Here is a 24,920-nt window from a genome sequence, read left to right as displayed (position 1 = left end):
TTCTTAAGCCGGTGCGCCGACCATCGGAGCCCATCGGCGCGGCCGGGTTCGGCCGTCGTCCGCCGTGCCCCGTCAGCGGGAGGGACCGCGTTGCCCAAGCCGTCGCGCGTCCCCGAGCGCCGCCACGCGGAGCGGCGAAGAGCCCGCCCCTGACCTCGCGTTGTTCCCGGCCACCGCGAACGGCGGCGTTCCCCCGGGAACGATTTCGGCCCGGCGGTCATCCTTGTCGGCGTATCCGTACGCTGTGGCGACCCGCCCGTCTGCCATCTCACCCTTGGAGGACTGCCATGACGGCCGCCGAGAGCCCGAGACCGGTACCGCCGCTCGGCCCGCCCATAGAGGTCGTCGGCCAGGACACCGGCTGGGACCGGGCGCGCGCCGAACTCCTGTCCTCCGGAGCGGTGTTGCTGCACGCCCGGCAGGCCGACTGGTACCCGGGCGCGGCCTCCGCGGCCGAGCTGCGCACGCTGCTCGGGGACGACTGGTCCTGCTACCTCGCGCTGGCCCACCCCGACCTGCGGATGGAGTACGCGGCCTCGCGCATGCTGCTGCGGTACGCCGCGAAGACGGTCGTGCACGGCGGCGCGAGCAGCAGCGAACTCGGCTACGGGCCCACCGGCCGCCCCTACCTCCGTGGTTGCGACAAGGTCGACATCAGCCTCAGCCACGCGGACGGCGTGATGGTCGTGGGGCTGACCACCCGCGGGCTGATCGGCGTGGACGTCGAGCGCACCGACCGGCAGGTGTACGGCAAGGGCTTCGGCCGGCACATCTGCACCCCCTACGAACTGGTGTCGCTGTCCAACCTGCCGGAGTACGAGCGCAACGGCAGCCTGATCCGGCTGTGGACGCTGAAGGAGGCGTACAGCAAGGCCATGGGGCAGGCGATGAAGTTCCGCTTCACGGAGGTCGGCTTCGCCCCGGACGGCGGGCCGGTGCGGGTGCGGCGACCGGACGGCAGCCTCGGCGGCAACCACGAGTGGGCCTTCAGCTCCGTCGTGCTGGACAGCGGACACCGGGTGAGCGCCGCGGTCTTCGACGCGGCGGCGGCGAAAGAGCTGGGCCGCGCCGAGTTCGGCACCCCCCGCAGCACGGCCGACGGTGACTGCTTCGCGTAGCCCGTCGGGCCGGCGGCGGACGGCCCGACGGGCGGCCCCGGTCAGAAGTCCTGCAGGACCGTCGAGGTGGCCTCCGCGACGCGCCGTCCGTACTGGGTCAGGGTCACCGTGACCGGCACCGACGGCCGCTGCTGCGCGTCGCGGCCCAGCGGCCCGGGAACGGCCGTGCAGGTGAGGGGGAGGCCGGGCTCGGCGCGCGCCCGGAAGAGGACCCGCGAGGTGGCCATGGTCGCGCGCGACGGCGTCAACCCGTAGGTCCGGCCGGCCGCCAGCAGCGCCGTCTGCCGCATCGCCTCAAGCAGCAGCATGCCCGACAGGTGGCCCCCGCCCTCGGTGGCGAACACCCGGTGGTGGGTGCTGGCGAGGAGTTGGGTGACGAAGCGGCCGTACGGCGCGGCCTCGGCCGGCTCGCTCACCACCACGTTCGCCGGGCTGCCGCGACCCACCTCCGACGCCGCGGCGGGGCGCTGGGGAGCTCCGTGCGCGCCGCCGCCCTCGCGCTCCTCGGGGGAGGGGACCGCCGGGCGGGGCGGGGGAGCGTACTGGAGCGGCGGGTCGGGCGGCGAGAAGGCGAGGCTGGCGGTGCCGGTGGCGCACTCGACGTCGTCCAGGCTCAGTTCGCTGCGCAGCTCGACCCCGCGCGGCACGCCGCGCAGCACCTCGGTCGGGCGGGCCCGGACGCGCACCGTCAGGTCGGCCTGCTCGGGGCGCGCCCGCCAGGCCGCGAGGTGGGTGATGCGCAGGTGCAGCCGGGCGAAGACCGCGTGCTGCTCGGCGGGCAGCCCGAAGAACTGGTGCCCGATGAACTCGCCCACCTCGCGGGCCATCTCCGCGGCGCCCTGGATGTCGTGGAAGTGGCCGGGGCCGTCGTTGAAGAGCGGGTGCCCGAGCGGGGTCCGGGAGACGAGGACGAAGTCTTCCTCGCCGGTGCACGGGGCGTCCAGGAGGTAGTGCTCCGACGACCGGGGCCGGTGGATGAGGTGGCTGGTCACGCCCTCGGCGGCGGGCCCGGCCGGGCAGGCGGCGGCGTTGCTACCCATGGCGCCCCCTTGGGCGGGGCACCGGGCCGTACGGGTACGGGCGTGCCCGCGACCGCCGGCCATCGCCCCGGGCGGGCGCCGGCCCCACGGGCGCCGCCCGGGTCCGGACCCACCGGCCCCGGCCCGTACGGCCCGTGCCCCGCGCGGTCACACCGTGTCCTGCGGGTACGAGAGCAGCTTGGACAGCGCGGCGTTGGCACCGGCCTGGAAGCGGCTGGTGGCCTCCAACTCCTCCATGATCTCGGCGATGTGGCGCCGGCAGGTCCGCACCGACATGCCGAGCCGCCTGGCCACCATCTCGTCCTTGTAGCCCTCGGCCATCAGCCGCACGATGGACCGCTTGAGGTCGTCGGTCACCGGGTCGGACTCGACGCTGCCCAGGTGGAAGGGGGTCGCCCCGCGCCACAGGTGCTCGAAGACCGAGCAGAGGAAGGCCACGAGCGTCGGTTCGCGCACGATGGCCGCGCCCGGCTCGCGCCCCGCGGGCTTGTGCTCGGGCAGGAAGACGACCTCGCGGTCGTAAATGATCATCCGGTCGATGACTTCCTCGCTAGTGCGCAGCTCGCCGCCGTGCTCGATCAACTCCCGCACGAACGCCCGGGTCGCCAGGTCGGAGCGCGCGGTGTGCTGGTAGACGGTGCGCATGCGCACCCCTCGGTCGAGTATTCCGAGCGAGACCTTGCGGGCGGCGGTGAGGATGTGGGCCGGGCGGGCGCCGCCCGGCTGCACGGTCAGCACCTCGCTGCGACAGCGCTCGCTGAGTTCGTCGAGGAGCGACTGGACGGTGGTGACGTCCGAGACGACGTCGAACGCCTCCATGCGATTGCGTTCGCGACGGCCGTCGTAGTAGGCGGGGGTGAGCGACAGCATCTGGGCCCGCACCTCGGTGACGGCGTGCTGCAGGTCGCGGATCTGGTTCTCGGCCGACCCCACCAGCTCCACGGCCGCCGCGTCGGGGCTCACCGGGACCAGCAGTTCGGCGTCGCCCGGGGTGGGGTGCAGTAGGCACAGCAGGCTCAGCACCCGCTCGATGCGGGTGGCCTCATCGGTCGATATGCGTAGCTGTTGGGCGATCTCGTGCCGGTTGAAGCGGCCCAACTGCACGGCCAACCGGTATGCCGTCGCGCTCACGTCGTCCAGCTCCGCGAATGGCGGGTCGGAACCGATGGTTGCCGACATCCCCGAGCTTCCCCCCTCTTCCCTGCTCTTGCTGCCTTGCAACTTTAAGACATCGGGTTTTTCTTGGAAATGCTTCGAAGCCTTGCCGGGCGACGTTGCCACCGCTCGGCAAGCGTGTACTGCCCATCACGGTACGTGCCGTACACGCCAGAGCAACGTCAAAGCTTCCTCCCGGAGGGAAAAGGAAACTGTCCCGCGCTAATCTTGTGACAGTCAAGGTCTGTCGGTGGTCGGCGCCTTGCGCCGCACGGTGTATGGCTGGCCCTGGCTCTTGCCCCGGTTCCGAGCGGAGGAATGAACGTGAGTGGCACAACTTCGACCTACCCAACGACTCCGATGATCTTGCAGGCGATCCGCCGCGACCCCATCTGGGCCGGCTGAGCCGAAGTTCAAGCACGTCAGGGCGGTGTCCCTGGCCGAAGAAGGCGACCGTGAAGCGGTCGGATGGCGGGTCCTCGCCTCGGTTGGCGAGGGCCCGCCGGCGTGTGTAGGTGTTACTCGACAGTTGCTCCCTAAGGCTTCACGCAAGGTGACCTGGGGGTGGCGGGCGCGATCGTTACGGGGTGTAATGCCAGGGGGTTTGGTGGAGATGCGACGGAGAACTGATAGAGCTGTGAAAATCAGGGATTCCCTCCCGGCGACCTCCTCGCGAATACGAGACGCGAATCCTTTGGGTCGTGACGATTATTTGTCCACTGTATAGTGAGCGGCGAGTCCCGTTCATTTCTCCCCGGGCGCACCCGGAGTGGTCCGCCGGTGGAAATCGGGCGGGAAAAGGCGTTGATGATCTCTTGAGTCCGGCTAAAGCGGAATTCTCCCCTCAGTGAGTGCGGTCGGCCGCATTCGTGGCCGTGCGGCTGATCGCGAGGGCGGGACTTGGTCGTTTCTTGGTGCGGACTTGGCGGGCGCTTGGGGGAGGGATTTGCTGCCCGCTGCCACGGTCGGCGCCCGGGGCGCGGCGCCGCGCGGCGGGTCGTGTGCCGGCGCCGGGGGCGCTGGCGCGGTGGTGGGCGGGAGCGCCGGGTCGTGTCCGGGGGAGCGCGGGGCGCGCGGTACGGGTCCGGGCGCCGACGGTGCGTGCCGCCGCGGAACGCCCGGGCGCTGGGCGGTAAAAGCGCGGGTAATCCGCGCGGAACGCGCGCCAGAACGAACGCTCGCGGGAGCGTACGCCGCCTCAGCCGCGCGTCGTCGCCGGCGGGCGACGCCGCTGGTGGCGCGGGGTGCGCGCCTGATGTCGGCCCGCCCCGGGGCGTGTTGGGCGCCGCGCGGCCGTCGCGGGGGCGTGCGCGGGGTCGCGGCGCACCCCGGCGGCGACGCCGGGCTCACCGCGCGGGCAAGTGGCCCGTCCTGTCAGGAAGTTGCCAACCGCAAATGTGGGCCGCACTACCGCATTCCGTGGCCATGGACTGGTCGCGGACAAGATCTAGCCGATGTCCCGTGGCCGCTCACGGGGATTCCCGGTAGCCGCGCTGGGGGTCGCACGCGGGGATTCAGGGGGTGACTTCGGTGGACGTCACGTATTCAGGTCGTCATTTGATCGAGACCTGATCGAAATTTGAGGTCCCGATCCGGATTCCCCATAACCCCTACCGCCCGGCCCGCTCCCGAGGCAGGCCGACGCTCTAGGGGAATCGTTGGAGTGGGGCTGGGGGTGGGGTCGTGCGAGTTGATGCGCATACGGCCGGTGCGCGCCCATCAACTGTCCGTGGAATATGCCCCTCCGCTGCGGAGCGTCGCGGCCCGCGGCGCCGTCGTGGTCACTCACGGGCACGGTCCGACCGTCTTCGCGGCGCCCGGGCGGCCCGCGACGCCCGACCGGGCGCGTGGCCCCGGCGCGGCGCCACCGGTGCCGGGGCCGGCCCGCCCGGTCCGCTCGGCCCAGCCGACGGGCGCTCACCCGCCGGCCCGGCACACTCAGGCTGACCAGGGGCGATGCCGTATCGGGCGCCCGGTGCTCCGCTTCGCACCGCCGGGAGACGGCGCGCGGTGGGGGCGGGCGAATCTCGTACGCACCCTCCCCGCGCGCCCATGCAACGATGCGCCCGGCCGCTGCCCGAATGCTGGACCCCGTGGAGCGCCGCCCGCGCCGTGGCCCCCGCCCCGCCGCCGTCTCGGAGCCGTCTCCGCGCCGCCGTCCGCGTCGGCCCGCCGGTACGGGCTAGGGGGCGCACGCCGTGGAGATGAGGGGTCGGGCGGTCTTGGCCGGTCCTTACGCCCGTGCGATCGTGAGAAACGATCGCGCCCCATCCTTCGATGGCGTGGCGCGAGGACGGCGGACGAGCGACCCGCGCGCCGCTCGCGAACGCGGCGGCCCAGGCCCCGGCGCCGCCACGTCGGTCGAGGGTGTGAAGGGAGGGAGCGCGATGCGCGAACCACGGCGGCAGGACCACGCCGCACCGCGCCGTAGCGCCCGCCCCCGGACCCGTGACGGCGCCGGCCCCCAGGGCCGCCGCGACACCCGCCCCCGCGCCCGCCACGGCGGCGCGCCCCCCGAGTCGCCCCGCGCGCTCGCCGGCGCCCCGGCCACCGTGCGCCCGGCCGGGCCGGCCGTCCCCCGAGCGCTCCCGGCCAAGGACTCGCCGGATGGCCACGGCCAGGCCCTCGGCCCCCGCCAGGTCCCCGGCCCCCGCCAGGTCCCCGGCCCCCGCCAGGTCTCCGGCCCCCGCCAGGCCCCTGGCCCCCGCTGGACCCCGGGCACCCGCCGATCACCCGGCGTCCGTCCGCGCTCGTTCCGAGCCCCGGCGGCCCCGGCCCCAGCCCCGGCCGTCCTCCGCCGCCCGGCCGGCGGACACGTCACCACCGCGCCCGGGTCCGCCGCCCGGGCGACCAGGGGTGGCCTTCTCATACGCGCGGCGCGGCCACACCCCGTGGCCCGCGCCGTCCAGCCTCGCGCCGCGGCGGGCCCGCGGCCGTTCGCCGTACGACGGGCCGCCGCCTGCCCGCCGCGGCCGCTTCACAGGCGCGGATGACCACCGTCCGCGACCGCTGAGCGCCACAGCGCGCTCCGGAGTACCACGCGCGTCAGCAGTGGTCTCGCACGTAGTTGTTGCCTTGCAACTTATGGACACCGGGGGGCGCCTTCGCGCTCCGTAGACTGAACCCGTTCGCGGGAACGATTCCCACGCGGCGTGCGGGCGCACCTCCCGGCAGACCTGGTAGCAGGCGCGCAAAAGCTATGAATTCACGGGGACTTGGGGTAACCATGGCTTTGATCGATCGGAGTATGGAACTCAACACGCTGGATAGCGCGATCGCTGGATGCCTGTCCGGAAACTCCAGAATCGTGTTCGTCGAAGGGCCGGCTGGCTGCGGCAAGAGCGAGTTCATCGAGAGCATCGCCGAGCGGGCCGAGGGGCTGGGCGCGACGCTGCTGCGCGCGGTCGGCTCCCCCCAGGAGCGCTCGGTTCCCCTCGGCGCCCTGCGCCAACTCATTGCCAGCGCGCCCGCCGAAACCCTGCCGCAGATGACCCCCGCCGAACCGGCCACCCTGGTACGGGTCGAGGCCATGCAGGAGTTCTGCGCCGCGCTGCACCGGCTCAGCGCCACCACTCCCGTCGTCGTCTGCGTGGACGACCTCCAACACGTCGACGACCCGACCCTCCAGTACCTCCTGTACGCCGCGCGGCGCACCCGCTCCGCGCGGATTCTCCTCGTCCTCGCCGAATCCCTCCACGAGCACGCCAGTGACCCCGTCTTCGGCACCGAGTTGCTGCGCCTGCCGCACTTCGAGCGCGTCCGCCTTGAGCGGCTCGACCGCTCCGGCGTAGCCGAACTCGCCGCCACCTACCAGGGGTTGCCGCAGGACGAGGACTTCGGCGACGCCCTCTACGCGATCAGCGGCGGCAACCCGCTGCTGTTGCGCGCGCTGGTCGAGGAGTACCGGGCCGCCCCCGCCGAGCGCCGCGCCGCGCTGCCCAGCCCCGAGGCCGGTGGCCCGTTCACCCAGGCCGTCCTGACCTGCCTGCACCGGGGCGGACGGGAGACCGTGCGGCTGGCCGAGGCGCTGGCGGTGCTGCGCGACGTGAGTTCGGTGGAGTGCGTCCGGCGGCTGCTCGGCATCAGCGCGGCGGCCGCGTCGCAGACCGTGCACGCGCTCAACGCCGCCGGCATTGCCGACGGTTGCGGCTTCCGGCACCCCTGCGTACCGGCCGCCATCGCGCACGCCATGGAACCGGAGGCGCGCGCCGCGCTGCACCGGGACGCGGCACGGCTGCTGCACAGCATCGGCGCGCCCAGCCCCGCCGTGGCAGGCCACCTGCTGGCGGCCGGGGAAGCGGACGAGCGCTGGGGGGTCGCGGCCCTGCGGGACGCCGCCGAACAGGCCCTGGCCGAAGACGACGTGGCGCAGGCCGTGGCCTGTCTGACCCTCGCCCACCAGGCGTGCGACGACGACCAGCGCACCAGCGCCATCAAGATCAGGCTCGCCGCGGTCACCTGGCGGGTCGACCCGTGCGCGGCCGAGGAGCACACCGCCGAGCCGCTGGCGGCGCTGCGCGCCGGGCGACTGGTCGAGTCCCACATGCCCGCGCTGGCCCGGCTCCTGGTCACCCAGGGCCGGGTGGACGCGGCCGCCGAGGTCCTGGAACGACTGGCGCAGGCGCGCGGCGACGGGAGTCCGCAGGCTTCGGAGGTGATCCGTGGAAACCTGCTGGGCGCGCAGTTCGGCCACCCGACGCCGGCCGGCTCGCGGGCCATGGTCGCGGTGTCCAAGGACGCCGACGGGGCGGCGACGGTCACCCTCACCGACAGCGCGGCGAGCCGCCCCGCGGCCGGCATGTGGGCCGTGCCCACCGCGGCCGAGGGCGAGCCGGCGGCGGCCGCGGCCGAGCGGTTTCTGCAGACCGCCGTGTTGACCGACACCACCATCGAACCCATCGGACAGGCCCTGCGCACCCTGATCCACGGCGACCGGCCGGATCGGGCGCTGCCCTGGTGCCAGTCCTTCGTCGAGGAGGCCGACCGCCGGGGCGCCCCCGGCTGGAAGGCCGCCTTCGCCCAGGCACAGGCCGTGATCATGATCCGGCAGGGCAATCTGCGGGTCGCCGAGGAGTACGCCACGACGGCGCTGGACTGCCTGCCGGAGAAGAACGGCAGCGTCTTCGCCTGCGCCCCCCGCAGCGTCCTCATCTACACGGCCACCGCGCAGGGCCGGCACGGCGCCGCCGCCCGACAGCTCAACCACCCGGTGCCCGACGGCCTGTTCCGTACCGTGTACGCGCTGGGCTACCTGCGGTCCCGAGGCTTCTACCACCTGGCCACCAACTGCTTCCACGCCGCGCTCAGCGACTTCCTCGAGGTCGGCCGGCTCGCCCGGCGGTGGGGCCTGGACCGGGCAGTCGTGGTGCCCTGGCGGATCGACGCGGCCGAGGCGCTGATCCAACTCGGCGACCGGCAGCAGGCGGAGAAACTGGTCACCGAGCAGCTCGCGATGGGCGACGCGCGCAACGCCCGGGTGCGGGGCGTGGCCCTGCGGGTGCGGGCGGCGCTCGCCGAGGTGGGCCAGCGGCCCCGGCTGTTGGCCGAGTCCGTGGACGAACTCCGCAAGTACGGCGACCGGTTCGAGCTGTCCCGGGCACTGTCCGACCTGGGGCAGGCGTTCCAGGCCGTGGGCGAGCCCGCGCGGGCCAGCATGGTCACCCGCCGCGCCTGGCACCTGGCCAAGGAGTGCGGCATCGAGTCCGTGCGCGAGCGCCCGGTCCCGGGCCACCACGCCCGGTCGGTCCCCCCCCAGGAGGACCCGCTGTGGTCGGCCGACCCGGACGTGGACGCCAAGCTCAGCGACTCCGAGAAGCGGGTGGCGGTGCTCGCCGCGTACGGCTACACCAACCGGGAGATCGCGCTGAAGCTCTACGTCACCGTGAGCACGGTCGAGCAGCACCTGACCCGTGTCTACCGCAAGCTCAACATCACCCGCCGCCAGGAGCTGCCCATGAACCTCCAGCTCAGCATGGCCGAGATCGCCTGACGCCGAGCGCCGACGGCCGCCGCGCGACGCGAACTCCCTGCGAGCTCCCCGGCGCGGAAGACGAGAAGCGGCGAGGGGCCGCCCCGTGTGGGGCGGCCCCTCGCCGCGCGCGTGCCCGGCCGACCGCTCGCCGCGGTCGGCGAGCGGTCGGCGCGGGTCAGGAGTAGGTGTAGAAGCCCGAGCCGGTCTTGCGGCCGAGCCGGCCCGCGTCGACCATGCGCTGGAGCAGCGGGGGAGCGGCGTACAGCGCCTCCTTGTACTCCTCGTACATCGAGTCGGCCACCGAGGCGACAGTGTCCAGGCCGATCAGGTCGCTGAGCTTGAGCGGGCCCATCGGGTGGGCGCAGCCCATCTCCATGCCGTCGTCGATGTCCTCGCGGCTGGCGATGCCCGACTCGAACATCCGGATCGCGGACAGTAGGTACGGGATGAGCAGCGCGTTGACCACGAAGCCCGAGCGGTCCTGGGCTCGGATGGCGTGCTTGCCGAGGACGCCCTGCACGACGGCCTCGGCGCGCTTGATGGTCTCCTCGCCGGTGGTCAGCGCGGGGATGACCTCCACCAGTCGCTGCACCGGGGCCGGGTTGAAGAAGTGGATGCCGATGACCTGGTCGGGGCGCGAGGTGGCGACGGCCAGCTTGACCAGGGGGATGGAGGAGGTGTTGGAGGCGAGGATGGCGTCCGGGCGGGTGACCACCTGGTCGAGTACCCGGAAGATTTCCGTCTTGACCTGCTCGTTCTCCACCACGGCCTCGATGACGAGGTCGCGGTCGGCGAACTCCCCGAGGTCGGTGGTGAAGCTGAGCCGGGCGAGTGCCGCGTCCCGCTCGTCGGGCGTGAGCTTGCCGCGTTCGGCGGCCTTGCTCAGCGAGTTGGTCAGCCGCGTACGGCCCAACTCCAGGGCCTCGCCCGTGGTCTCGGCGACCATGACGTCCAGGCCGGAACGAGCACACACCTCCGCGATGCCCGCGCCCATCTGGCCGCAGCCCACCACTCCGACGCGTTCGATGTCGGTCACATCGTGCCTTTCGCTGATCTTCTTCGGCCGGCGGCGGACATCCGCCCCTGGCTTGTGGCACGGAGGGCTTCGCTGACCGCCTAGGCCCCGACGTTACTCCGCGCCCACCTGCGCACGGGGCGCCGGGGCGGGCATGCTGACCACAGAGTGATGTGACGCACGCGACAGTGAGGGGATGGCAGATGGGGCGCTTGGGAAAGATGGGCCGCCGTGGCTTCGCCGTCGGGGCCACGGGCGCGGTGACCGGGCTGCTGACCGGCGGCCCCGCGCTGGCCGCCCGCCGTGGCGCGGGCGACGGTGGTACGACCGGCGCCCGGGAGCCGGGGGCGGACGCCGCCGAGCCCGCGGCCCGCGAAGGCGGCCGACGCCGGGAGCTGCGCGCGACGTGGCTGGCCACGGTGGTCAACCGGGACTGGCCGTCCAAGCCCGGGCTGCCCGTGCGGCAGCAGCGGGCCGAGCTGACCGACCTGCTCGACGCCGCCGTGGAGCGGCGGCTGAACGCGGTGATCTTCCAGGTCAGGCCCACCGCCGACGCGCTGTGGCCCTCGCCGTACGAGCCGTGGAGCGCGTACCTGACCGGCACCCAGGGCCGGGACCCGGGCTGGGACCCGCTGGGGTTCGCGGTACGCGAGGCGCACCGGCGCGGCCTCGAACTGCACGCGTGGTTCAACCCGTACCGCGTTGCCAACCACACGGACCCGGGCCGGCTGGTCGCCACGCACCCGGCGCGGGTGCACCCGGAGTGGGTGGTTCCGTACGGCGGGAAGCTCTACTACAACCCGGGCCTGCCCGAGGTGCGGCGCTTCGTGCAGGACGCGATGTTCGACGCGGTGGCCCGCTACGACGTGGACGGGGTGCACTGGGACGACTACTTCTACCCGTACCCGGTGGCCGGGCAGGTCTTCGACGACGACGCGGCCTTCGAGAAGCACGGGGGCGGCTTCCCGGACCGGGCCGCGTGGCGTCGGAACAACATCGACCTGCTGGTGCGCGAGACGTCCGAGCGGGTGCGCGGCCTGCGGCGCCGGGTGCGCTTCGGGGTCAGCCCGTTCGCCGTCTGGCGCAACCAGGCCACCGACCCGCTGGGCTCGGACACCCGGGCCGGCGTGCAGACCTACGACGACCTGTACGCCGACACCCGGCGCTGGGTCGTCGAGGGCTGGCTCGACTACATCGTCCCGCAGATCTACTGGCACATCGGCTTCGCCGCCGCCGACTACGCGACGCTGGTGCCGTGGTGGGCCCGCACGGTACGCGGCACGGGGGTGCGGCTGTACGTGGGCGAGGCCCTGTACAAGGCGGGCGACCCGGCCCAGCCCGCGCCCTGGCAGGACGTGGCCGAACTCTCCCGGCACCTGACCCTGGCGCGCCGGCACCCGCAGGTGGCGGGGCACGCCTTCTTCTCCGCGAAGGAGGTGGCCGGCGACCCGTTCGGCGCCATGGCCCGTGTGGTCGCCGACCACTACCGCAGCCCGGTGCGGTCCCCGCACTGAGCCGGAGACCGAGCGAGACAGCCTCCGCCGCCGGCCGCCCCGGGCCCGGGTGCGCGCACCGCGCGCGGGCCCGGGGCGCGCCGGCGGGCCGGCCTAGGCGTGGGGGTCGCTCTCGTGCCGGACGACGGTGTCCGGGCCCGGCGACATCAGGGTTTCGTGGCCGTCCTCGAACCGCACGCGGAAGGGAGGCGTGCCGCTCGGGCCGAGTACTTCGACGACTTCCGCGACGCGGTCGTGCTGTCCCACGATCCTGCCGTGGACCAACAACCGGTCACCTACGCTCGCTTGCATCTGCGCTGGCCTCCTGTCCGGGAACCCCGGAGGGATGGATGGTCCGTTTTTGTCAGTGTATGGCCGCGCGTGCTGAACGGCGTGTCGCCCGCCCGCCCGGGGCGGCCCGGCGCGCGCCGGGCCGCTAGGGCCTGTCTGACAAAGGATCTTGGTTGGGTTGGCGGAGCCAGAGGATGAGTGCGGCGAGGTGGATGCCGGCCTTGTAGCGGGTGGCGAGTTTGTCGAAGCGGGTGGCGATCGCGCGGAATTGCTTGAGGCGGTTGAAGCAGCGCTCGACCACGTTGCGGGCCTTGTAAAGCTCGCGATCGAAGGCCGGCGGTCTGCCGCCGGCCTTCCCTCGCCGTAGGCGGTTGGCCTTCTGGTCCGCCCGCTCCGGGATCACTGCCCGGATGCCTCTGCCTCGCAAGGACTGGCGGATCGCCCGGGAGGAGTACGCCTTGTCCGCGATGACGGCATCGGGCCTAAGGCGCGGGCGCCCGGCGCTGGCCCGGGGCACCCTCAGCGCGTCCATGACCGTGTCGAAGACGGTGGAGTCGTTGACGTTGCCGGGCGTGAGGACAACGGCCAAGGGCAGGCCACGGCCGTCGCAGGCGAGGTGGAGCTTGGTGGTCAGCCCGCCGCGGGAGCGGCCCAGCGCCTGGCCAGCCGACGGATATGCCGGATCTTCCAGTTCGTCCCCCGCCGCCGCCCCCTTTTGCGGGCCCCGGCGGCGTGCTGATGCGCCCGGTTGATCGTGGAGTCGACCGACACCACCCACTCCACGGCTCCGATGGAGTCGTCACGGACCTGGACCTGCTCGAGCAGGCGAGCCCAGGTACCGTCCGCCTCCCAGCGAGCGAACCGCTCATAGACCGTCTGCCACGGTCCATAGCGTTCGGGCAGGTCACGCCACGGAGCACCGGTCCGCAACCGCCACAACACCCCGTTGATCACCTGCCGATGATCCCGCCACGGCCGACCACGACCATCAACACCCGGCAGCAGCGGGACTACCCGCTCCCACGCCGCATCCGTCAGCTCTCCACGACCCACCACAAGACCAATTATCAGACAGGCCCTAGCTCCGCGCCCGCTGGGTGACGCCGATGCAGACCAGCACGCCGACCGCGGCCAGCGGGGCGGCCAGCGTGAGGTGCTCGCCCAACAGGAGTACGGACCACACCAGGGTCAGCAGCGGCTGCGCCAACTGGAGCTGGCTGGCCTTGGCCACGCCGATCGCGGCCATGCCCCGGTACCACACGTACATGCCCACGAACTGCGAGCCCATCGACACCCACACCATCCCGGCCACGACCTGTGCTGTCAGGTTCACCGGCTCCACGGCCAGGGCGACGGCGGCGGCCGGCAGCGTCAGCGGCAGGCAGCACACCAGGGCCCAGCCGATCACCTGCCAGCCGGGCAGTTCGCGGGTGAGCGTGGCGCCCTCGGTGTAGCCGGCGGCGCACACCAGGAGCGCGGCGAAGAGGTAGAGGTCGGCGATGGTGGGCTCGCCGCCGCTCTGCTGGAGCGCGAAGGTGATCACCACCGCGGCCCCGACCACCGCCGCGATCCAGAACACCCGCGAGGGCCTGGCCCCGGTGCGTACCGCGCCGAACGCGGCGGTCGTGAGCGGGAGCAGGCCCACGACCACGGCGGCGTGCGCGGTGGAGGAGGTCTCCAGGGCCAGGGTGGTGAACAACGGGAAGCCGATCACGATGCCGCCCACGACGACCGCGAGCCCGGGCCAGTGACGGCGGGCCGGGAACGGGGCCCGTACCGCGAGCAGGCAGCCGCCGGCGACCAGGGCGGCCAGTACGGACCTGATCGCCATCGTGGACCAGGGGCCGAGCCCCTTGAGCGCCCAGGCCGTGGCGGGGAAGGTCAGCGAGAAGGTGGCCACGCCGAGGACGGCGAGCAGCGTCCCGAGCCGGGCCCCGGTCGGCCCGGTACCGCCCGCCGCCCTGACCGGTTCGGCGCCCACCTGCGTGGTGTCCGCCTGCGGGGTGTCCGCCCGTGTCGCGTTGGCCGATGCCGCGTCGGTGGGCCCGGTGGCCGTCTCCAGGCTCGGATCGGGGTACGGCGTGACGGCTGGGACGGGGGGCGCGTCAGCGGGGACGGCCGGGGTCGTGAGCCCGGCGTCCGGGCCGCCACCGGGGGCGGAGACGCCGGGCGTCGCTATGGGTACTGCTATCGCATCGGTACGGGTAGCGCTATCTTTGCCTGTCATGTTTGAGCGTAGCAGCGTGGTGGAACTGGCCGAAGCTCTGCGAGGGGAACTGAATTGCTACTCTCCCGGTGAGAAGCTGCCGTCCAGTCGGGCCCTCATCGAGCAGCACCGGGTCAGTCCGGTGACCGTCTCGCGCGCGCTGGCCCTGCTGGCCGCGGAGGGCCTGGTGGTGACGCGGCCGGGGGCCGGCGCGTTCCGGGCCGGACCGGCCGACCGGGGCCGAGGCCAGCCGCGCGCCGGGGACACCTCCTGGCAGGAGGTGGCGCTCAGCGCGGAGGCCGCGGCCGACGCCGTACCGCGCTCGGTGGACGCCTCGGGCATCCTCGCGACGCTGGCCGCCCCGCCCACCGACGTGATCGAACTCAGCGGCGGCTACCTGCACTCCTCGCTGCAACCGGAACGCGCCCTGGCGGCGGCGCTCGGCCGGGCCGGGCGCCGCCCGGGCGTCTGGGACCGGCCGCCGATCGACGGGCTGCCCAAGCTGCGCGCCTGGTTCGCCCGCGAGATCAGCGGGCCCACCGGCGGCGTCACGGCGGCCGACGTGTTGATCACCTCCGGCGGCCAGAGTTCCCTGACCACCGCGCTGCGCGCGCTCGCGCCGCCCGGAGCGCCGGTACTGGTCGAGTCGCCCACCTACCCGGGCCTGCTGGCCGTCGCCCGCGCCTCCGGGGTCCGCCCGGTGCCGGTCCCGGTCGACGCCCACGGGGTACGCACCGACCTGCTCGCCGACGCGTTCCGGGCCAGCGGCGCGCGGGTCTTCGCCTGCCAGCCCCTGATGCAGAACCCGACCGGCACCGTGCTCAGCGAGGAGCGGCGAGCCGAGGTGATCCGGGTCGCGCGGGCGGCCGGGGCGTTCGTGATCGAGGACGACTTCGCCCGCCGGCTGGCCCACGAGGACGCCCCGGCGCTGCCTCCCACGCTGGCCGCGGACGACCCGGACGGCACCGTCGTGCACGCCTGCTCGCTCACCAAGGCCACCTCGCCCAGCCTGCGGGTCGGCGCGCTGGCGGCCCGGGGGCCGGTACGCGACCGGCTGCGCGCCATCCAGGTCGTCGACAGCTTCTTCGTGCCCTGGCCGCTCCAGGAGGCGACGCTCGAACTCGTCGGCTCGCCCGCCTGGCCGCGCCACCTGCGCGCGGTCGCCGCCGAGCTGCGCCGCCGCCGGGAGGCCCTGGTCGCGGCGCTCGCCGCGGAGCTGCCCGGGCTGCCGCCCGCCCGCGTCCCGCCCGGCGGCTTCCACCTGTGGCTGTCCCTGCCGCCGGGCACCGACGAGGCGGCCGTGGTGCGGGCCGCCCTGCACGCCGGGGTGGCCGTGGCCCCCGGCCGGCCCTCCTACGCGGCCGAGCCGCCCGGGCCCAGGCTGCGACTGTCCTTCGCGGGCGTGGCGAGCCTGGCCGAACTGGCCGAGGGCGTACGGCGGTTGCGGATCGCGCTGGAGGGCGGGTAGTCGCCGCGCACGGGGTTCGCGGGCCTCGTGCGCGGCGGAGGGCCAGCGGCGGACCAGCTCGTCGCCGGTGCTCTGCTCACGCGGTGGCCGGGGCGGTGAGGAAGGCGCTGACCACGGCGTGGAACGCCGCCGGGTCGTCCACCCACGGCCAGTGGCCGCAACCGGGGAGCAGGGCGAGGCGTGCCGCGGGGCAGCAGGCGGCGAGCAGTCGCGCCGGTGCCGTGCCGGCTATCCCGTCCCGGCTGCCGGCGACGGCCAGCACGGGTGCCCGCAGCGCGCCCAGACGCGCCACCCGCGTCGGTTCGTCGGTCACGTCGGCGTAGAACCGGGACCTCAGCCACGGCGGCGGCGTCCCGTAGTCCGCGCCGGCGGCGTGGTGGGCCCGGGCGGCGGCCGACCAGGTGCCGTACGCCCCGGGCGCGGCGCCGGCCGCGACGGCCGCCGCGGCGTCGGCCCGCTGGCCCGACTCCGCCCGTATGGCGCTCAGTTCGGACTCGTCCGGCTCCCTGGCCAGCCGGCCGGCGGGGGTCACGAGCACGAGCCGGCCCGTCCGCGCCGGGTGCCGGAGCGCGAACTCCTGGGCGGTCAGCGTCCCCGCCGAGTGCGCGACCACGTCCACCCGGTCCAGGCCGAACGCGTCCGCGAGCGCCAGCACGTCGCGGGCCTGCGCCGCGAAGCCGCAGTGGGCCCCGTCGGGCGGGACCGCGGAGCGACCGCCGGCGCGGCCGTCGAGCCGCAGCAGGGTGCGCCCCCGCGCCAGCCCGCCCAGGTCGCCGAGGCCGCGCCCGTCCCCGCCCGGGCCGCCGGGCAGGCACACCAGGGGCGGCCCGTCGCCGAGGACGGAGTAGTGCAGGGTGACCCCGTCGTACGAGGCGAAGTTCGGCATATGCCAGAGTCTCGCGGCGCGGACCCGGCCCCGGGACGCGCTTCGCCGTCGGTGAACGCGCGCCCGGCCGGGCCCGTGACGCGGCCACCCCGGAACGCGGCCGCCCCGGCCGGGCGCGAGGCCGGCCGGGGCGGATGTGCGAGCGCGGCGCGTGGCCGCGCGGCGCGGGTGGGGCGTACGGGCTGGGGGAGCCCCCGCCGCACGGGCCCGGGGCACGTGACCGGTTCGGCCACGTCCCGGGCCCGCGACGGGTGTCAGGCGAGCGTCGCCAGCGCCTGGTTGAGGGTCTTCGACGGGCGCATGACGGCCGCGGCCTTGGCCGGGACGGGCTGGTAGTAGCCGCCGATGTCGGCCGGGGAGCCCTGCACCGCGATCAGCTCGTCCACGATCGTCTGCTCCTGCTCGGCCAGCGTCTTGGCGAGCGCGGCGAAGGACTTGGCCAGCTCCGCGTCCTCGGTCTGCCGCGCCAGCTCCTGGGCCCAGTAGAGCGCCAGGTAGAAGTGGCTGCCACGGTTGTCGATGCCACCGAGGCGACGGCTGGGCGACTTGTCCTCGTTGAGGAAGGTCGCCGTCGCCCGGTCCAGGGTGTCGGCGAGCACCTGGGCGCGGGCGTTGCCGGTGGTCTGCGCGAGGTGCTCGAAGCTGACCGCGAGCGCGAGGAACTCGCCCAGGCTGTCCCAGCGCAGGTAGTTCTCCTTGACGAGCTGCTGCACGTGCTTGGGCGCGGAGCCGCCGGCGCCGGTCTCGAACAGGCCGCCACCGTTCATCAGCGGGACCACGGACAGCATCTTGGCGCTGGTGCCCAGCTCGAGGATCGGGAACAGGTCGGTCAGGTAGTCACGCAGCACGTTGCCGGTGACCGAGATCGTGTTCTCGCCCCGACGGATGCGCTCCAGCGAGAACGCGGTCGCCTCGACCGGCGACATGATCTCGATCCGCAGGCCGTCGGTGTCGTGGTCGGCCAGGTACGTCTTGACCTTGGCGATCAGGTTGGCGTCGTGCGCGCGGCCCTCGTCCAGCCAGAACACCGCCGGGTCGCCGGTCGCGCGGGCGCGGGTGACGGCGAGCTTGACCCAGTCGCGGATCGGGGCGTCCTTGGTCTGGCACATGCGGAAGATGTCACCGGCGCTGGCGACCTGCTCCAGGACGACGTTGTCGTTGCCGTCGATGGCCCGCACCGTGCCGGTGGCGGGGATCTCGAAGGTCTTGTCGTGGCTGCCGTACTCCTCGGCCTTCTGCGCCATCAGGCCGACGTTGGGCACCGAGCCCATCGTCGCCGGGTCGAAGGCGCCGTGGGCGCGGCAGTCGTCGATGACGACCTGGTAGACCCCGGCGTAGCTGCTGTCCGGGATGACCGCGAGGGTGTCGGCCTCCTGGCCGTCCGGGCCCCACATGTGGCCGGAGGTGCGGATCATCGCGGGCATCGAGGCGTCCACGATGACGTCGCTGGGCACGTGCAGGTTGGTGATGCCACGGTCCGAGTCGACCATCGCCAGCTCGGGGCCCTCGGCCAGCTCGGCCTCGAAGGACGCCTTGATCGCCGGGCCCTCGGGCAGCGCCTCCAGGCCCTTGAGGATGCCGCCGAGCCCGTCGTTGGGGGTCAGGCCGGCCGCGGCGAGCGTCTGGCCGTGCTCGGCGAACGTCTTCGGGAAGAAGGCGCGCACCACGTGACCGAAGATGATCGGGTCGGAGACCTTCATCATGGTGGCCTTCAGGTGCACGGAGAACAGCACGCCCTCCGCCTTCGCGCGGGCCACCTGGGCACTAAGGAACTCGCGGAGCGCCGCGACGCGCAGCACGGCGGCGTCCACGACCTCGCCGGCGAGCACGGGCACCGACTCGCGCAGCACGGTGGTGCTGCCGTCGTCCCCGGACAGCTCGATGCGCAGCGCGCCGTCCTCGGCGATGACCACCGACTTCTCCGTGGAGCGGAAGTCGTCACCGTCCATGTGCGCGACGTTCGTCTTGGAGTCGGCGCTCCAGGCGCCCATGCGGTGCGGGTGCGCCTTGGCGTAGTTCTTGACCGACGCGGGGGCGCGGCGGTCGGAGTTGCCCTCGCGCAGGACGGGGTTGACCGCGCTGCCCTTGACCTTGTCGTACCGGGCGCGGATGTCGCGCTCCTCGTCGGTCTTCGGGTCGTCCGGGTAGTCCGGCAGCGCGTAGCCCTGCTCCTGCAGCTCCGCGATCGCGGCCTTGAGCTGCGGGATCGAGGCCGAGATGTTCGGCAGCTTGATGATGTTCGCACCCGGCGTCTTGGCCAGCTCGCCCAGCTCGGCCAGGGCGTCGTCGATGCGCTGGCTCTCCTGGAGACGCTCCGGGAAGCTTGCGATGATCCGCCCCGCCAGGGAGATGTCACGGCTCTCGACGTTCACTCCGGCCGTGGAGGCGTACGCCTCGATCACCGGCAGGAAGGAGTACGTCGCCAAGGCCGGGGCCTCGTCGGTGTGCGTGTAGATGATGGTCGAGTCAGTCACCGGGTGCTCCGCTCCACGTCTGCAACATTGCTCGACATCAAGATATCTCGTGATCGACCCTCCCTCGACAGGACCCCGCCCCGTCGCGCACCGGCGATCGCGGACTGACCGGTTCCGCCACGCCCCGCGCCGCCGCCGCGCCCGTCACCGGCCGCCATCGGCCGTCGCGGGTCGCCCGTCGGGTTCAGTGGCTGACGGCCAGGCGCAGGCCGAGGGCGGTGATGACGGTGCCGGTGACGCGGTCCAGGAGCCGCTGCGCCCGCTGGGTGCGCAGCCACTGGTGCAGCAGCCGGGCGCAGCCGATCAGGACGAGGGACCAGAGGAGGCCCAGCACGATGTGCACCAGGGTGAGCAGCAGCCCCATCGCCAACTGGTGGGTGCCCGCCGGGATGAACTGGGGCAGCACCGCCACGTAGAAGGCGCCCACCTTCGGGTTGAGCAGGTTGGTGAGCGCCCCCTGCCGTACCCCGCCGAGCAGCGAGTCCACGCCCTCCGGCGCCGCCGCGTCGGGCACTCGCGACCCGTGGCCACCGCGGAAGGTGTCACGGATCATCCGCAGGCCAAGCCAGACCAGGTAGGCGGCGCCGGCCCAGCGCAGGCACTCGTACGCGAGGTGCGAGGCGGTCAGCAGCGCGGTCACGCCGAGGGAGGTGAAGACCCCCCACAGCAGGATGCCGCCCTGTACGCCGAGGACGACGCCCCAGGCGCGGTGGGCGTGGCCGAGCATCGAGGTGCGCAGGATCAGCGCGGTGTCGAGACCGGGAGTCAGCGTCAACAGCCCTACGACCAAGGCGAAGGACCAGACTGCGGTACTTATGGCCATGGAATAGCAGCCTAGCCACCGCACCGGCGGCGCACGCCCGGGGAGCGCGGCGCGGGGCTCGCGTACGGGTGAGGCTGCCGGTGCCGCCGCGCATGGTGGGCCCTGGGAGCCCAGGGAGCCCTGAGTGACCGGGCACGGGCCGCCGCTTCACCGTCGCTCCGACCGGCGCCCGGCCCGCGTCGGGTGATAGTCAGGAGGCGGGGACCGGGCCGCCCGGCCGGAACGGCTCGACGCCGACGATGTGCCGCACCTTGGTCGGGCGCACGATCACCGCGACCCGCCGCTCTCCCGGCATGATCCACTCGAAGCGCTCGCTGCCCAGGTACTTGCGGGCCAGCCGGTCCATCCGCTCGTGCGCCTCGTCGCCCTCGACGAAGCGGACCACCTCGCCGCTGATCTGCACCCGGTCGAAGGGGTTGGCGGCATCCGCATGGGAGAGGTAAACGCGCGGGTCGTGGCGGAGGTTCTCCTCCTTCACCCGGCCCACCGAGGTGTTGAACGTCAGCTCCCCCTCGCCCTCCAGATCCACCCACATCGGGCTGACCTGCGGCGCTCCGTCGGGGAACACGGTGCCGACGTACCAGATGTTGGGGGCTCGCAGCCGGGCGCGGACGGCTTCGCTGAAGGTCGCGGTCATCCGGCGAGGCTACCAACCATGATCACCGGGGCCGACGGGGGGAACCGCGCGTTCCGGCCGGCGTGCCCGACGAGACGGGAGCCGGTGCCGCGACGGCGCGACTGACGTGCCCCGGCCCCCACGGGTCACGAAACCGGGCTCACGACTCACGTGAAGTCGTACACCGCGAAGTCGGCGACCGGACGGTACCCGATCCGTTGGTAGAGGCCATTGCTGGTGGGGTTGGCCAGGTCCGCGAAGAGCAGGACCTCCGCCGCACCCGCGGCCAGCGCGGCCCGGCTCACCTCGACCGTCACGGCGCTTGCGTAGCCCCGGCCACGCAGGTGGGGAGGGGTGTAGACCGGGGTCACCCGGATCTGTCCGGCGACCAGCGGGGTCCGACCCGCCATGGAGACGGGGGTCTTGTCCGGGGTCTCCCAGAGCGTGACGCGGCCGTGGGCGATGCGTGAGTCCGCCCACGGGCCGTGATCCGCGGCCGGGCTCCCCCCTGTGGCGGTGACGAACTCGCGGTGCCAGCGCATGAGTCGCTGGCGGTCCCGCCCGTCCGCGACGCGGCCCCGCCCGGCCGGCGGCCTGGGTGGCGTGAGCGTACCCAGGCGGTACAGGCGCTCGCGCTGGTACGGCGTCGCTGTCGCGCCCGTGCGGCGCTGCCAGGCCGCGGCGAAGGCGGTGACCGTGCCGTGGTCGGCGTTGACGCCGGGGAGCGGGCGACCGGAGCGGGCCAGCCGGGCGGCGAGGGCGTCGGCCTCCTCGGGGGAGAGGCTGGTGAGGTACAGGCGACGGGGCGGGGTGTGGAAGAAGGCCGCGCGGACCTCCCCCACCCGTCCGAGGCTTCCGAAGAGGGGCGCCTCGTCGCCGTACGGGCCCGGCTCGCCCGCCAGCCGTGCGGTCACCGTCAACGGGACCGTGTGCAGGGCGGGGCGTGAGCGCAGGAACTCGCCGGCTCGGTCGAGGAAGGCGCTGAGGTCGTCGGTGAGGTGCCAGTCATCCGGGCGCATGTCTCACGATCCCGCACGCTGGCGGGCCGCGTCCGCGGGTTTCCGTTCCGGCGCGATGGCCGGGGAGCGCCGTGCCGCGCCGGCTCCACCCGGCCGAACCCCCGGACCGTGGCTCGCGCGCCCCGACACCACGGGCCAGCGAGCGGCCCTCACCCCTTGACGGCCTCCGCGATCCGCAGGGCGGTCTGGGCGGGCGTGAGGTGGGTGGTGTCGATGACCTCGGCCTCGGCGTGCAGCCAGGTGCGGGCCGCCTCGGCATAGGGCTCGACGTACTTGAAGCGGAAGGGGGAGGGGCCGAGGACGGTGTCGTTCTGGATGCGGGCGCGCAGGGTCTCCTGGTCGGCGTGGAGCACGAAGTGCCGTACGGGGATGGCGTACTGGGCCAGGCCCGCGCTGATCTCGCGCCAGTACGGTTCGACCAGGACGGTCATCGGCACCACCAGGGTGCCGCCCGCGTAGTCGAGCACGCGGCGGGCGGTCTCGACCACGAGCGGGCGCCACGGCGGCCAGTGCTGGAAGTTGTCCGTCTCGGGTAGCCCGGGCGTGATGTCCATGAGCGTCTCGCCGACCTTCTCGGCGTCGAACACCCGCGAGTCCGGGAGCAGTTGCTGTACGAGCGCGCTGGTCGTCGTCTTGCCCGCGCCATGGGTGCCGTTGAGCCACACGATCATGCGCCCCACGCTAGCGCCACGCGGGCACCGGCACGGGCGACGGGTGGTCCGCCGCCCCGGAGGCCGGTGGCTCGTACGGGCCCCCGCGCCCCCTGGTGAAGTGTCGATCGCGGTCGCGCTGAGCGCGAGGGCGTCCCGTGAGGCGTGACCACTCATTGCATAAAGCTACCTACCTCCGTATAGTCATGCCATCACGGAGGAGGGGTTCGATGACGGTGCGGGTAGCGGTGGCCGGGGCGAGCGGGTACGCGGGCGGGGAGGTGTTGCGGCTGCTGCTCGGGCACCCCGAGGTGGAGATCGGCGCGCTGACCGGTAACTCCAACGCCGGGCAGTCGCTCGGCGCGCTCCAGCCGCACCTGGGGCCGCTGGCCGAGCGGGTGCTGGAGCCGACCGAGGCCAGCCGCCTGGCCGGGCACGACGTGGTCTTCCTCGCGCTGCCGCACGGGCAGTCCGCCGAGGTCGCCCGCGAGCTGGGGCCCGAGGTGCTGGTGGTCGACTGCGGCGCGGACTTCCGGCTGCGGCAGGCCGCGGACTGGGAGGCGTTCTACGGTTCGCCGCACGCCGGCACCTGGCCCTACGGGCTGCCCGAACTGCCCGGCGCGCGCGACGCGCTGCGCGGCAGCAAGCGCGTGGCGGTGCCCGGCTGTTACCCGACCGCCGTCTCGCTCGCCCTCTTCCCGGCCTACGCCGCCGGCCTGGTCGAGCCGGAGGCGGTGATCGTCGCGGCGTCCGGCACCTCGGGCGCGGGCAAGGCCGCCAAGCCGCACCTGCTCGGCAGCGAGGTCATGGGCTCCATGAGCCCGTACGGCGTTGGCGGCGGCCACCGGCACACCCCCGAGATGACGCAGAACCTCTCGGCCGTCGCGGGGGAGCCGGTCAGCGTCTCGTTCACGCCCACGCTCGCGCCCATGCCGCGCGGCATCCTGGCCACCTGCAGCGCCCGTACCAGGCCCGGCGTGGATGCGGAGACGGCGCGCGCCGCGTACGAGAAGGCGCTGCGCGACGAGCCGTTCGTGCGGCTGCTGCCCGAGGGGCAGTGGCCCGCGACCGCCGCCGTGTACGGGGCCAACACCGCGCTCCTGCAACTCGCCCACGACCCCGCGGCCGGCCGGCTCATCGTCATCGCCGCCATCGACAACCTGACCAAGGGCACCGCGGGCGGCGCCGTGCAGAGCATGAACGTCGCCCTCGGACTGCCCGAGGAGATGGGCCTGCCCGCCACCGGAGTGGCGCCGTGAACCACGCGCCGAGGAGGCCCGCCCCCAGGCGGCACCGGCCCCAGCGGCCGACACACGCGGTAGGCCCGGTACGGCTGGTGCGCCCGGTACGACCGGCACCGGACCCACCCCCGCGCGCGGCGGCGGCCGCAGGCACCCCCTTGCACCTCTTGGAACTCCTGGAAGCGAACGGAGCAGCACGGTGAGCGTTACGGCAGCACAGGGATTCACCGCGGCGGGCGTGGCCGCGGGCCTGAAGGAGAACGGCAACCCGGACCTGGCCCTGGTCGTCAACCAGGGCCCGCGGCTGGCCGCGGCCGGCGTCTTCACCTCCAACCGCGTCAAGGCCGCCCCCGTCCTGTGGTCCGAACAGGTCCTGGCCGGCGGCACGGTCTCCGCCGTCGTCCTCAACTCCGGCGGCGCCAACGCGTGCACCGGACCGCTCGGCTTCCAGGACACCCACGCCACGGCCGAGAAGGTCGCGGACGTGCTCGGGCACAGCGCCGCCGAGGTCGCCGTCGCCTCCACGGGCCTGATCGGGCTGCGGCTGCCGATGGACAAGCTGCTGCCCGGCATCGAGCGGGCCGCCGCCGCGCTCACCCCGGACGGTGGGGAGGGCGCCGCCATCGCGATCAAGACCACCGACACCGTGCACAAGACGGCCGTCTTCCGCAGCGAGGAGGGTTGGACCGTCGGCGGCATGGCCAAGGGCGCGGGCATGCTCGCCCCGGGTCTGGCCACCATGCTCGTCGTGCTCACCACCGACGCCGACCTGGACGCCGGCGACCTGGACAAGGCGCTGCGCGCGGCGACCCGTACGACCTTCGACCGGGTCGACTCCGACGGCTGCATGTCCACCAACGACACGGTGCTGCTGCTGGCCTCCGGGGCCTCGGGCAGCGCGCCCGGGTACGCGGCGTTCGCCGAGGCGGTCCGCGTGGTCTGCGCCGACCTGGCGCAGCAGCTCGTCCGCGACGCCGAGGGCGCGTCCAAGGACATCCGGATCGAGGTCGTCGGCGCGGCCACCGAGGAGGACGCCGTCGAGGTCGGCCGGTCCATCGCCCGCAACAACCTGCTCAAGTGCGCCCTGCACGGCGAGGACCCCAACTGGGGCCGGGTGCTCTCCGCCATCGGCACCACGTCGGCCGCCTTCGAGCCCGACCAGCTGAACGTGGCGATCAACGACGTGTGGGTGTGCAAGAACGGCAGCGTCGGCGAGGACCGGGAGCTGGTGGACATGCGCTACCGCGAGGTGCGCGTCACCGCCGACCTCGCGGCCGGCAGCGAGTCCGCGGTGATCTGGACCAACGACCTGACCGCCGACTACGTCCACGAGAACAGCGCGTACTCCTCATGAGCCACACCGCCCCCGAACCCGCCGCGCCCCGGCCCACCGGCCAGCCCACGCCCCCCGCCCGCCGACGCGCCTGCGCGGCCGGACGTGCCGGTCCAGCCCG

Annotated in this window: 18 protein-coding genes; 6 read left to right on the top strand and 12 right to left on the bottom strand. The window is 73.7% G+C overall.

Annotation, left to right across the window (positions count from 1 at the left end; translation table 11 throughout):
- Nucleotides 1-287: 287 nt before the first annotated feature.
- The gene (locus OYE22_RS04420) at nucleotides 288-1,118 is read left to right on the top strand and encodes a 4'-phosphopantetheinyl transferase superfamily protein (RefSeq protein WP_277319182.1); all 831 of its coding nucleotides are present in this window, start codon (nucleotides 288-290) and stop codon (nucleotides 1,116-1,118) included.
- Nucleotides 1,119-1,159: 41 nt separating this feature from the next.
- Here OYE22_RS04420 and OYE22_RS04415 read toward each other — a convergent pair whose 3' ends face one another.
- Both OYE22_RS04415 and OYE22_RS04410 read right to left on the bottom strand, forming a co-directional pair.
- A complete protein-coding gene (locus tag OYE22_RS04415) occupies nucleotides 1,160-2,158 on the bottom strand; it encodes an AfsA-related hotdog domain-containing protein (RefSeq protein ID WP_277319181.1) in 999 nt (332 codons plus the stop codon).
- Nucleotides 2,159-2,305: 147 nt separating this feature from the next.
- The gene (locus OYE22_RS04410) at nucleotides 2,306-3,337 is read right to left on the bottom strand and encodes a helix-turn-helix transcriptional regulator (RefSeq protein WP_277319180.1); all 1,032 of its coding nucleotides are present in this window, start codon (nucleotides 3,335-3,337) and stop codon (nucleotides 2,306-2,308) included.
- A 3,175-nt stretch (nucleotides 3,338-6,512) separates the two neighbouring features.
- Here OYE22_RS04410 and OYE22_RS04405 point away from each other — a divergent pair.
- On the top strand, nucleotides 6,513-9,302 hold the full coding sequence (locus OYE22_RS04405; protein WP_348652181.1) for an AAA family ATPase: 2,790 nt from the start codon (nucleotides 6,513-6,515) through the stop codon (nucleotides 9,300-9,302).
- A 157-nt stretch (nucleotides 9,303-9,459) separates the two neighbouring features.
- Here OYE22_RS04405 and OYE22_RS04400 read toward each other — a convergent pair whose 3' ends face one another.
- A complete protein-coding gene (locus OYE22_RS04400) occupies nucleotides 9,460-10,320 on the bottom strand; it encodes a 3-hydroxybutyryl-CoA dehydrogenase (protein WP_277319178.1) in 861 nt (286 codons plus the stop codon).
- 182 nt (nucleotides 10,321-10,502) lie between these two features.
- Here OYE22_RS04400 and OYE22_RS04395 point away from each other — a divergent pair, with 182 nt between their 5' ends.
- Nucleotides 10,503-11,813 carry a family 10 glycosylhydrolase gene (locus tag OYE22_RS04395; RefSeq protein ID WP_277319177.1) on the top strand — a complete coding sequence of 437 codons (1,311 nt, stop codon included), beginning with the start codon at nucleotides 10,503-10,505 and terminating at the stop codon, nucleotides 11,811-11,813.
- A 93-nt stretch (nucleotides 11,814-11,906) separates the two neighbouring features.
- On the opposite strand, the gene OYE22_RS04390 is transcribed toward OYE22_RS04395, so the two are convergent.
- The 3 genes from OYE22_RS04390 to OYE22_RS04380 form a co-directional block, all read right to left on the bottom strand.
- A complete protein-coding gene (locus OYE22_RS04390) occupies nucleotides 11,907-12,104 on the bottom strand; it encodes a DUF1918 domain-containing protein (RefSeq protein ID WP_277319176.1) in 198 nt (65 codons plus the stop codon).
- Nucleotides 12,105-12,228: 124 nt separating this feature from the next.
- Nucleotides 12,229-13,139, bottom strand: a protein-coding gene (locus tag OYE22_RS04385) for an IS5 family transposase (RefSeq protein WP_277319174.1) whose coding sequence is annotated in 2 segments (ribosomal slippage) — nucleotides 12,229-12,800 and nucleotides 12,800-13,139 — 912 coding nt in all. Because the reading frame shifts where the segments join, the coding sequence is not laid out codon by codon here.
- 22 nt (nucleotides 13,140-13,161) lie between these two features.
- Nucleotides 13,162-14,310, bottom strand: coding sequence for an EamA family transporter (locus OYE22_RS04380; protein ID WP_277319173.1), 1,149 nt, complete (start codon nucleotides 14,308-14,310; stop codon nucleotides 13,162-13,164).
- Here OYE22_RS04380 and OYE22_RS04375 point away from each other — a divergent pair.
- A complete protein-coding gene (locus OYE22_RS04375; RefSeq protein ID WP_277319172.1) occupies nucleotides 14,309-15,757 on the top strand; it encodes a PLP-dependent aminotransferase family protein in 1,449 nt (482 codons plus the stop codon). The two genes, OYE22_RS04380 and OYE22_RS04375, sit on opposite strands and share 2 nt — an antisense overlap.
- A gap of 76 nt (nucleotides 15,758-15,833) precedes the next feature.
- On the opposite strand, the gene OYE22_RS04370 is transcribed toward OYE22_RS04375, so the two are convergent.
- From OYE22_RS04370 to OYE22_RS04345, 6 genes are all read right to left on the bottom strand, one after another.
- Nucleotides 15,834-16,643: an alpha/beta hydrolase gene (locus OYE22_RS04370; protein ID WP_277319171.1), complete on the bottom strand. Its 810-nt coding sequence runs from the start codon at nucleotides 16,641-16,643 to the stop codon at nucleotides 15,834-15,836.
- Nucleotides 16,644-16,897: 254 nt separating this feature from the next.
- On the bottom strand, nucleotides 16,898-19,117 hold the full coding sequence (locus tag OYE22_RS04365) for an NADP-dependent isocitrate dehydrogenase (protein WP_277319170.1): 2,220 nt from the start codon (nucleotides 19,115-19,117) through the stop codon (nucleotides 16,898-16,900).
- Nucleotides 19,118-19,301: 184 nt separating this feature from the next.
- Nucleotides 19,302-19,940 carry a LysE family translocator gene (locus tag OYE22_RS04360; protein WP_277319169.1) on the bottom strand — a complete coding sequence of 213 codons (639 nt, stop codon included), beginning with the start codon at nucleotides 19,938-19,940 and terminating at the stop codon, nucleotides 19,302-19,304.
- A gap of 190 nt (nucleotides 19,941-20,130) precedes the next feature.
- Complete coding sequence (locus OYE22_RS04355) at nucleotides 20,131-20,577, bottom strand: PPOX class F420-dependent oxidoreductase (protein ID WP_277319168.1); 447 nt, start codon at nucleotides 20,575-20,577, stop codon at nucleotides 20,131-20,133.
- A gap of 146 nt (nucleotides 20,578-20,723) precedes the next feature.
- On the bottom strand, nucleotides 20,724-21,575 hold the full coding sequence (locus OYE22_RS04350) for a GNAT family N-acetyltransferase (protein ID WP_277319167.1): 852 nt from the start codon (nucleotides 21,573-21,575) through the stop codon (nucleotides 20,724-20,726).
- A 149-nt stretch (nucleotides 21,576-21,724) separates the two neighbouring features.
- Nucleotides 21,725-22,246: an AAA family ATPase gene (locus OYE22_RS04345; RefSeq protein ID WP_277319166.1), complete on the bottom strand. Its 522-nt coding sequence runs from the start codon at nucleotides 22,244-22,246 to the stop codon at nucleotides 21,725-21,727.
- A 209-nt stretch (nucleotides 22,247-22,455) separates the two neighbouring features.
- On the opposite strand from OYE22_RS04345, the gene argC reads away from it, so the two are divergent.
- The gene (gene argC / locus OYE22_RS04340; RefSeq protein ID WP_277319165.1) at nucleotides 22,456-23,484 is read left to right on the top strand and encodes an N-acetyl-gamma-glutamyl-phosphate reductase; all 1,029 of its coding nucleotides are present in this window, start codon (nucleotides 22,456-22,458) and stop codon (nucleotides 23,482-23,484) included.
- 181 nt (nucleotides 23,485-23,665) lie between these two features.
- The gene (argJ, locus tag OYE22_RS04335) at nucleotides 23,666-24,820 is read left to right on the top strand and encodes a bifunctional glutamate N-acetyltransferase/amino-acid acetyltransferase ArgJ (RefSeq protein ID WP_277319164.1); all 1,155 of its coding nucleotides are present in this window, start codon (nucleotides 23,666-23,668) and stop codon (nucleotides 24,818-24,820) included.
- Nucleotides 24,821-24,920 lie beyond the last annotated feature (100 nt).

Source organism: Streptomyces sp. 71268 (assembly GCF_029392895.1).
Lineage (GTDB): Bacteria > Actinomycetota > Actinomycetes > Streptomycetales > Streptomycetaceae > Streptomyces.
This window is presented reverse-complemented; position numbering and strand designations above follow the sequence as displayed.

Coding starts and splice junctions, on each gene's coding strand:
- OYE22_RS04405 (WP_348652181.1), top strand. CDS start 6,513: ATGAATTCACGGGGACTTGGGGTAACCATGGCTTTGATCGATCGGAGT.
- argC (WP_277319165.1), top strand. CDS start 22,456: ATGACGGTGCGGGTAGCGGTGGCCGGGGCGAGCGGGTACGCGGGCGGG.
- OYE22_RS04360 (WP_277319169.1), bottom strand. CDS start 19,940: ATGGCCATAAGTACCGCAGTCTGGTCCTTCGCCTTGGTCGTAGGGCTG.
- OYE22_RS04375 (WP_277319172.1), top strand. CDS start 14,309: ATGTTTGAGCGTAGCAGCGTGGTGGAACTGGCCGAAGCTCTGCGAGGG.
- OYE22_RS04390 (WP_277319176.1), bottom strand. CDS start 12,104: ATGCAAGCGAGCGTAGGTGACCGGTTGTTGGTCCACGGCAGGATCGTG.
- OYE22_RS04420 (WP_277319182.1), top strand. CDS start 288: ATGACGGCCGCCGAGAGCCCGAGACCGGTACCGCCGCTCGGCCCGCCC.
- OYE22_RS04410 (WP_277319180.1), bottom strand. CDS start 3,337: ATGTCGGCAACCATCGGTTCCGACCCGCCATTCGCGGAGCTGGACGAC.
- OYE22_RS04370 (WP_277319171.1), bottom strand. CDS start 16,643: ATGCCGAACTTCGCCTCGTACGACGGGGTCACCCTGCACTACTCCGTC.
- OYE22_RS04350 (WP_277319167.1), bottom strand. CDS start 21,575: ATGCGCCCGGATGACTGGCACCTCACCGACGACCTCAGCGCCTTCCTC.
- OYE22_RS04355 (WP_277319168.1), bottom strand. CDS start 20,577: ATGACCGCGACCTTCAGCGAAGCCGTCCGCGCCCGGCTGCGAGCCCCC.
- OYE22_RS04345 (WP_277319166.1), bottom strand. CDS start 22,246: ATGATCGTGTGGCTCAACGGCACCCATGGCGCGGGCAAGACGACGACC.
- OYE22_RS04415 (WP_277319181.1), bottom strand. CDS start 2,158: ATGGGTAGCAACGCCGCCGCCTGCCCGGCCGGGCCCGCCGCCGAGGGC.
- OYE22_RS04380 (WP_277319173.1), bottom strand. CDS start 14,310: ATGACAGGCAAAGATAGCGCTACCCGTACCGATGCGATAGCAGTACCC.
- OYE22_RS04395 (WP_277319177.1), top strand. CDS start 10,503: ATGGGGCGCTTGGGAAAGATGGGCCGCCGTGGCTTCGCCGTCGGGGCC.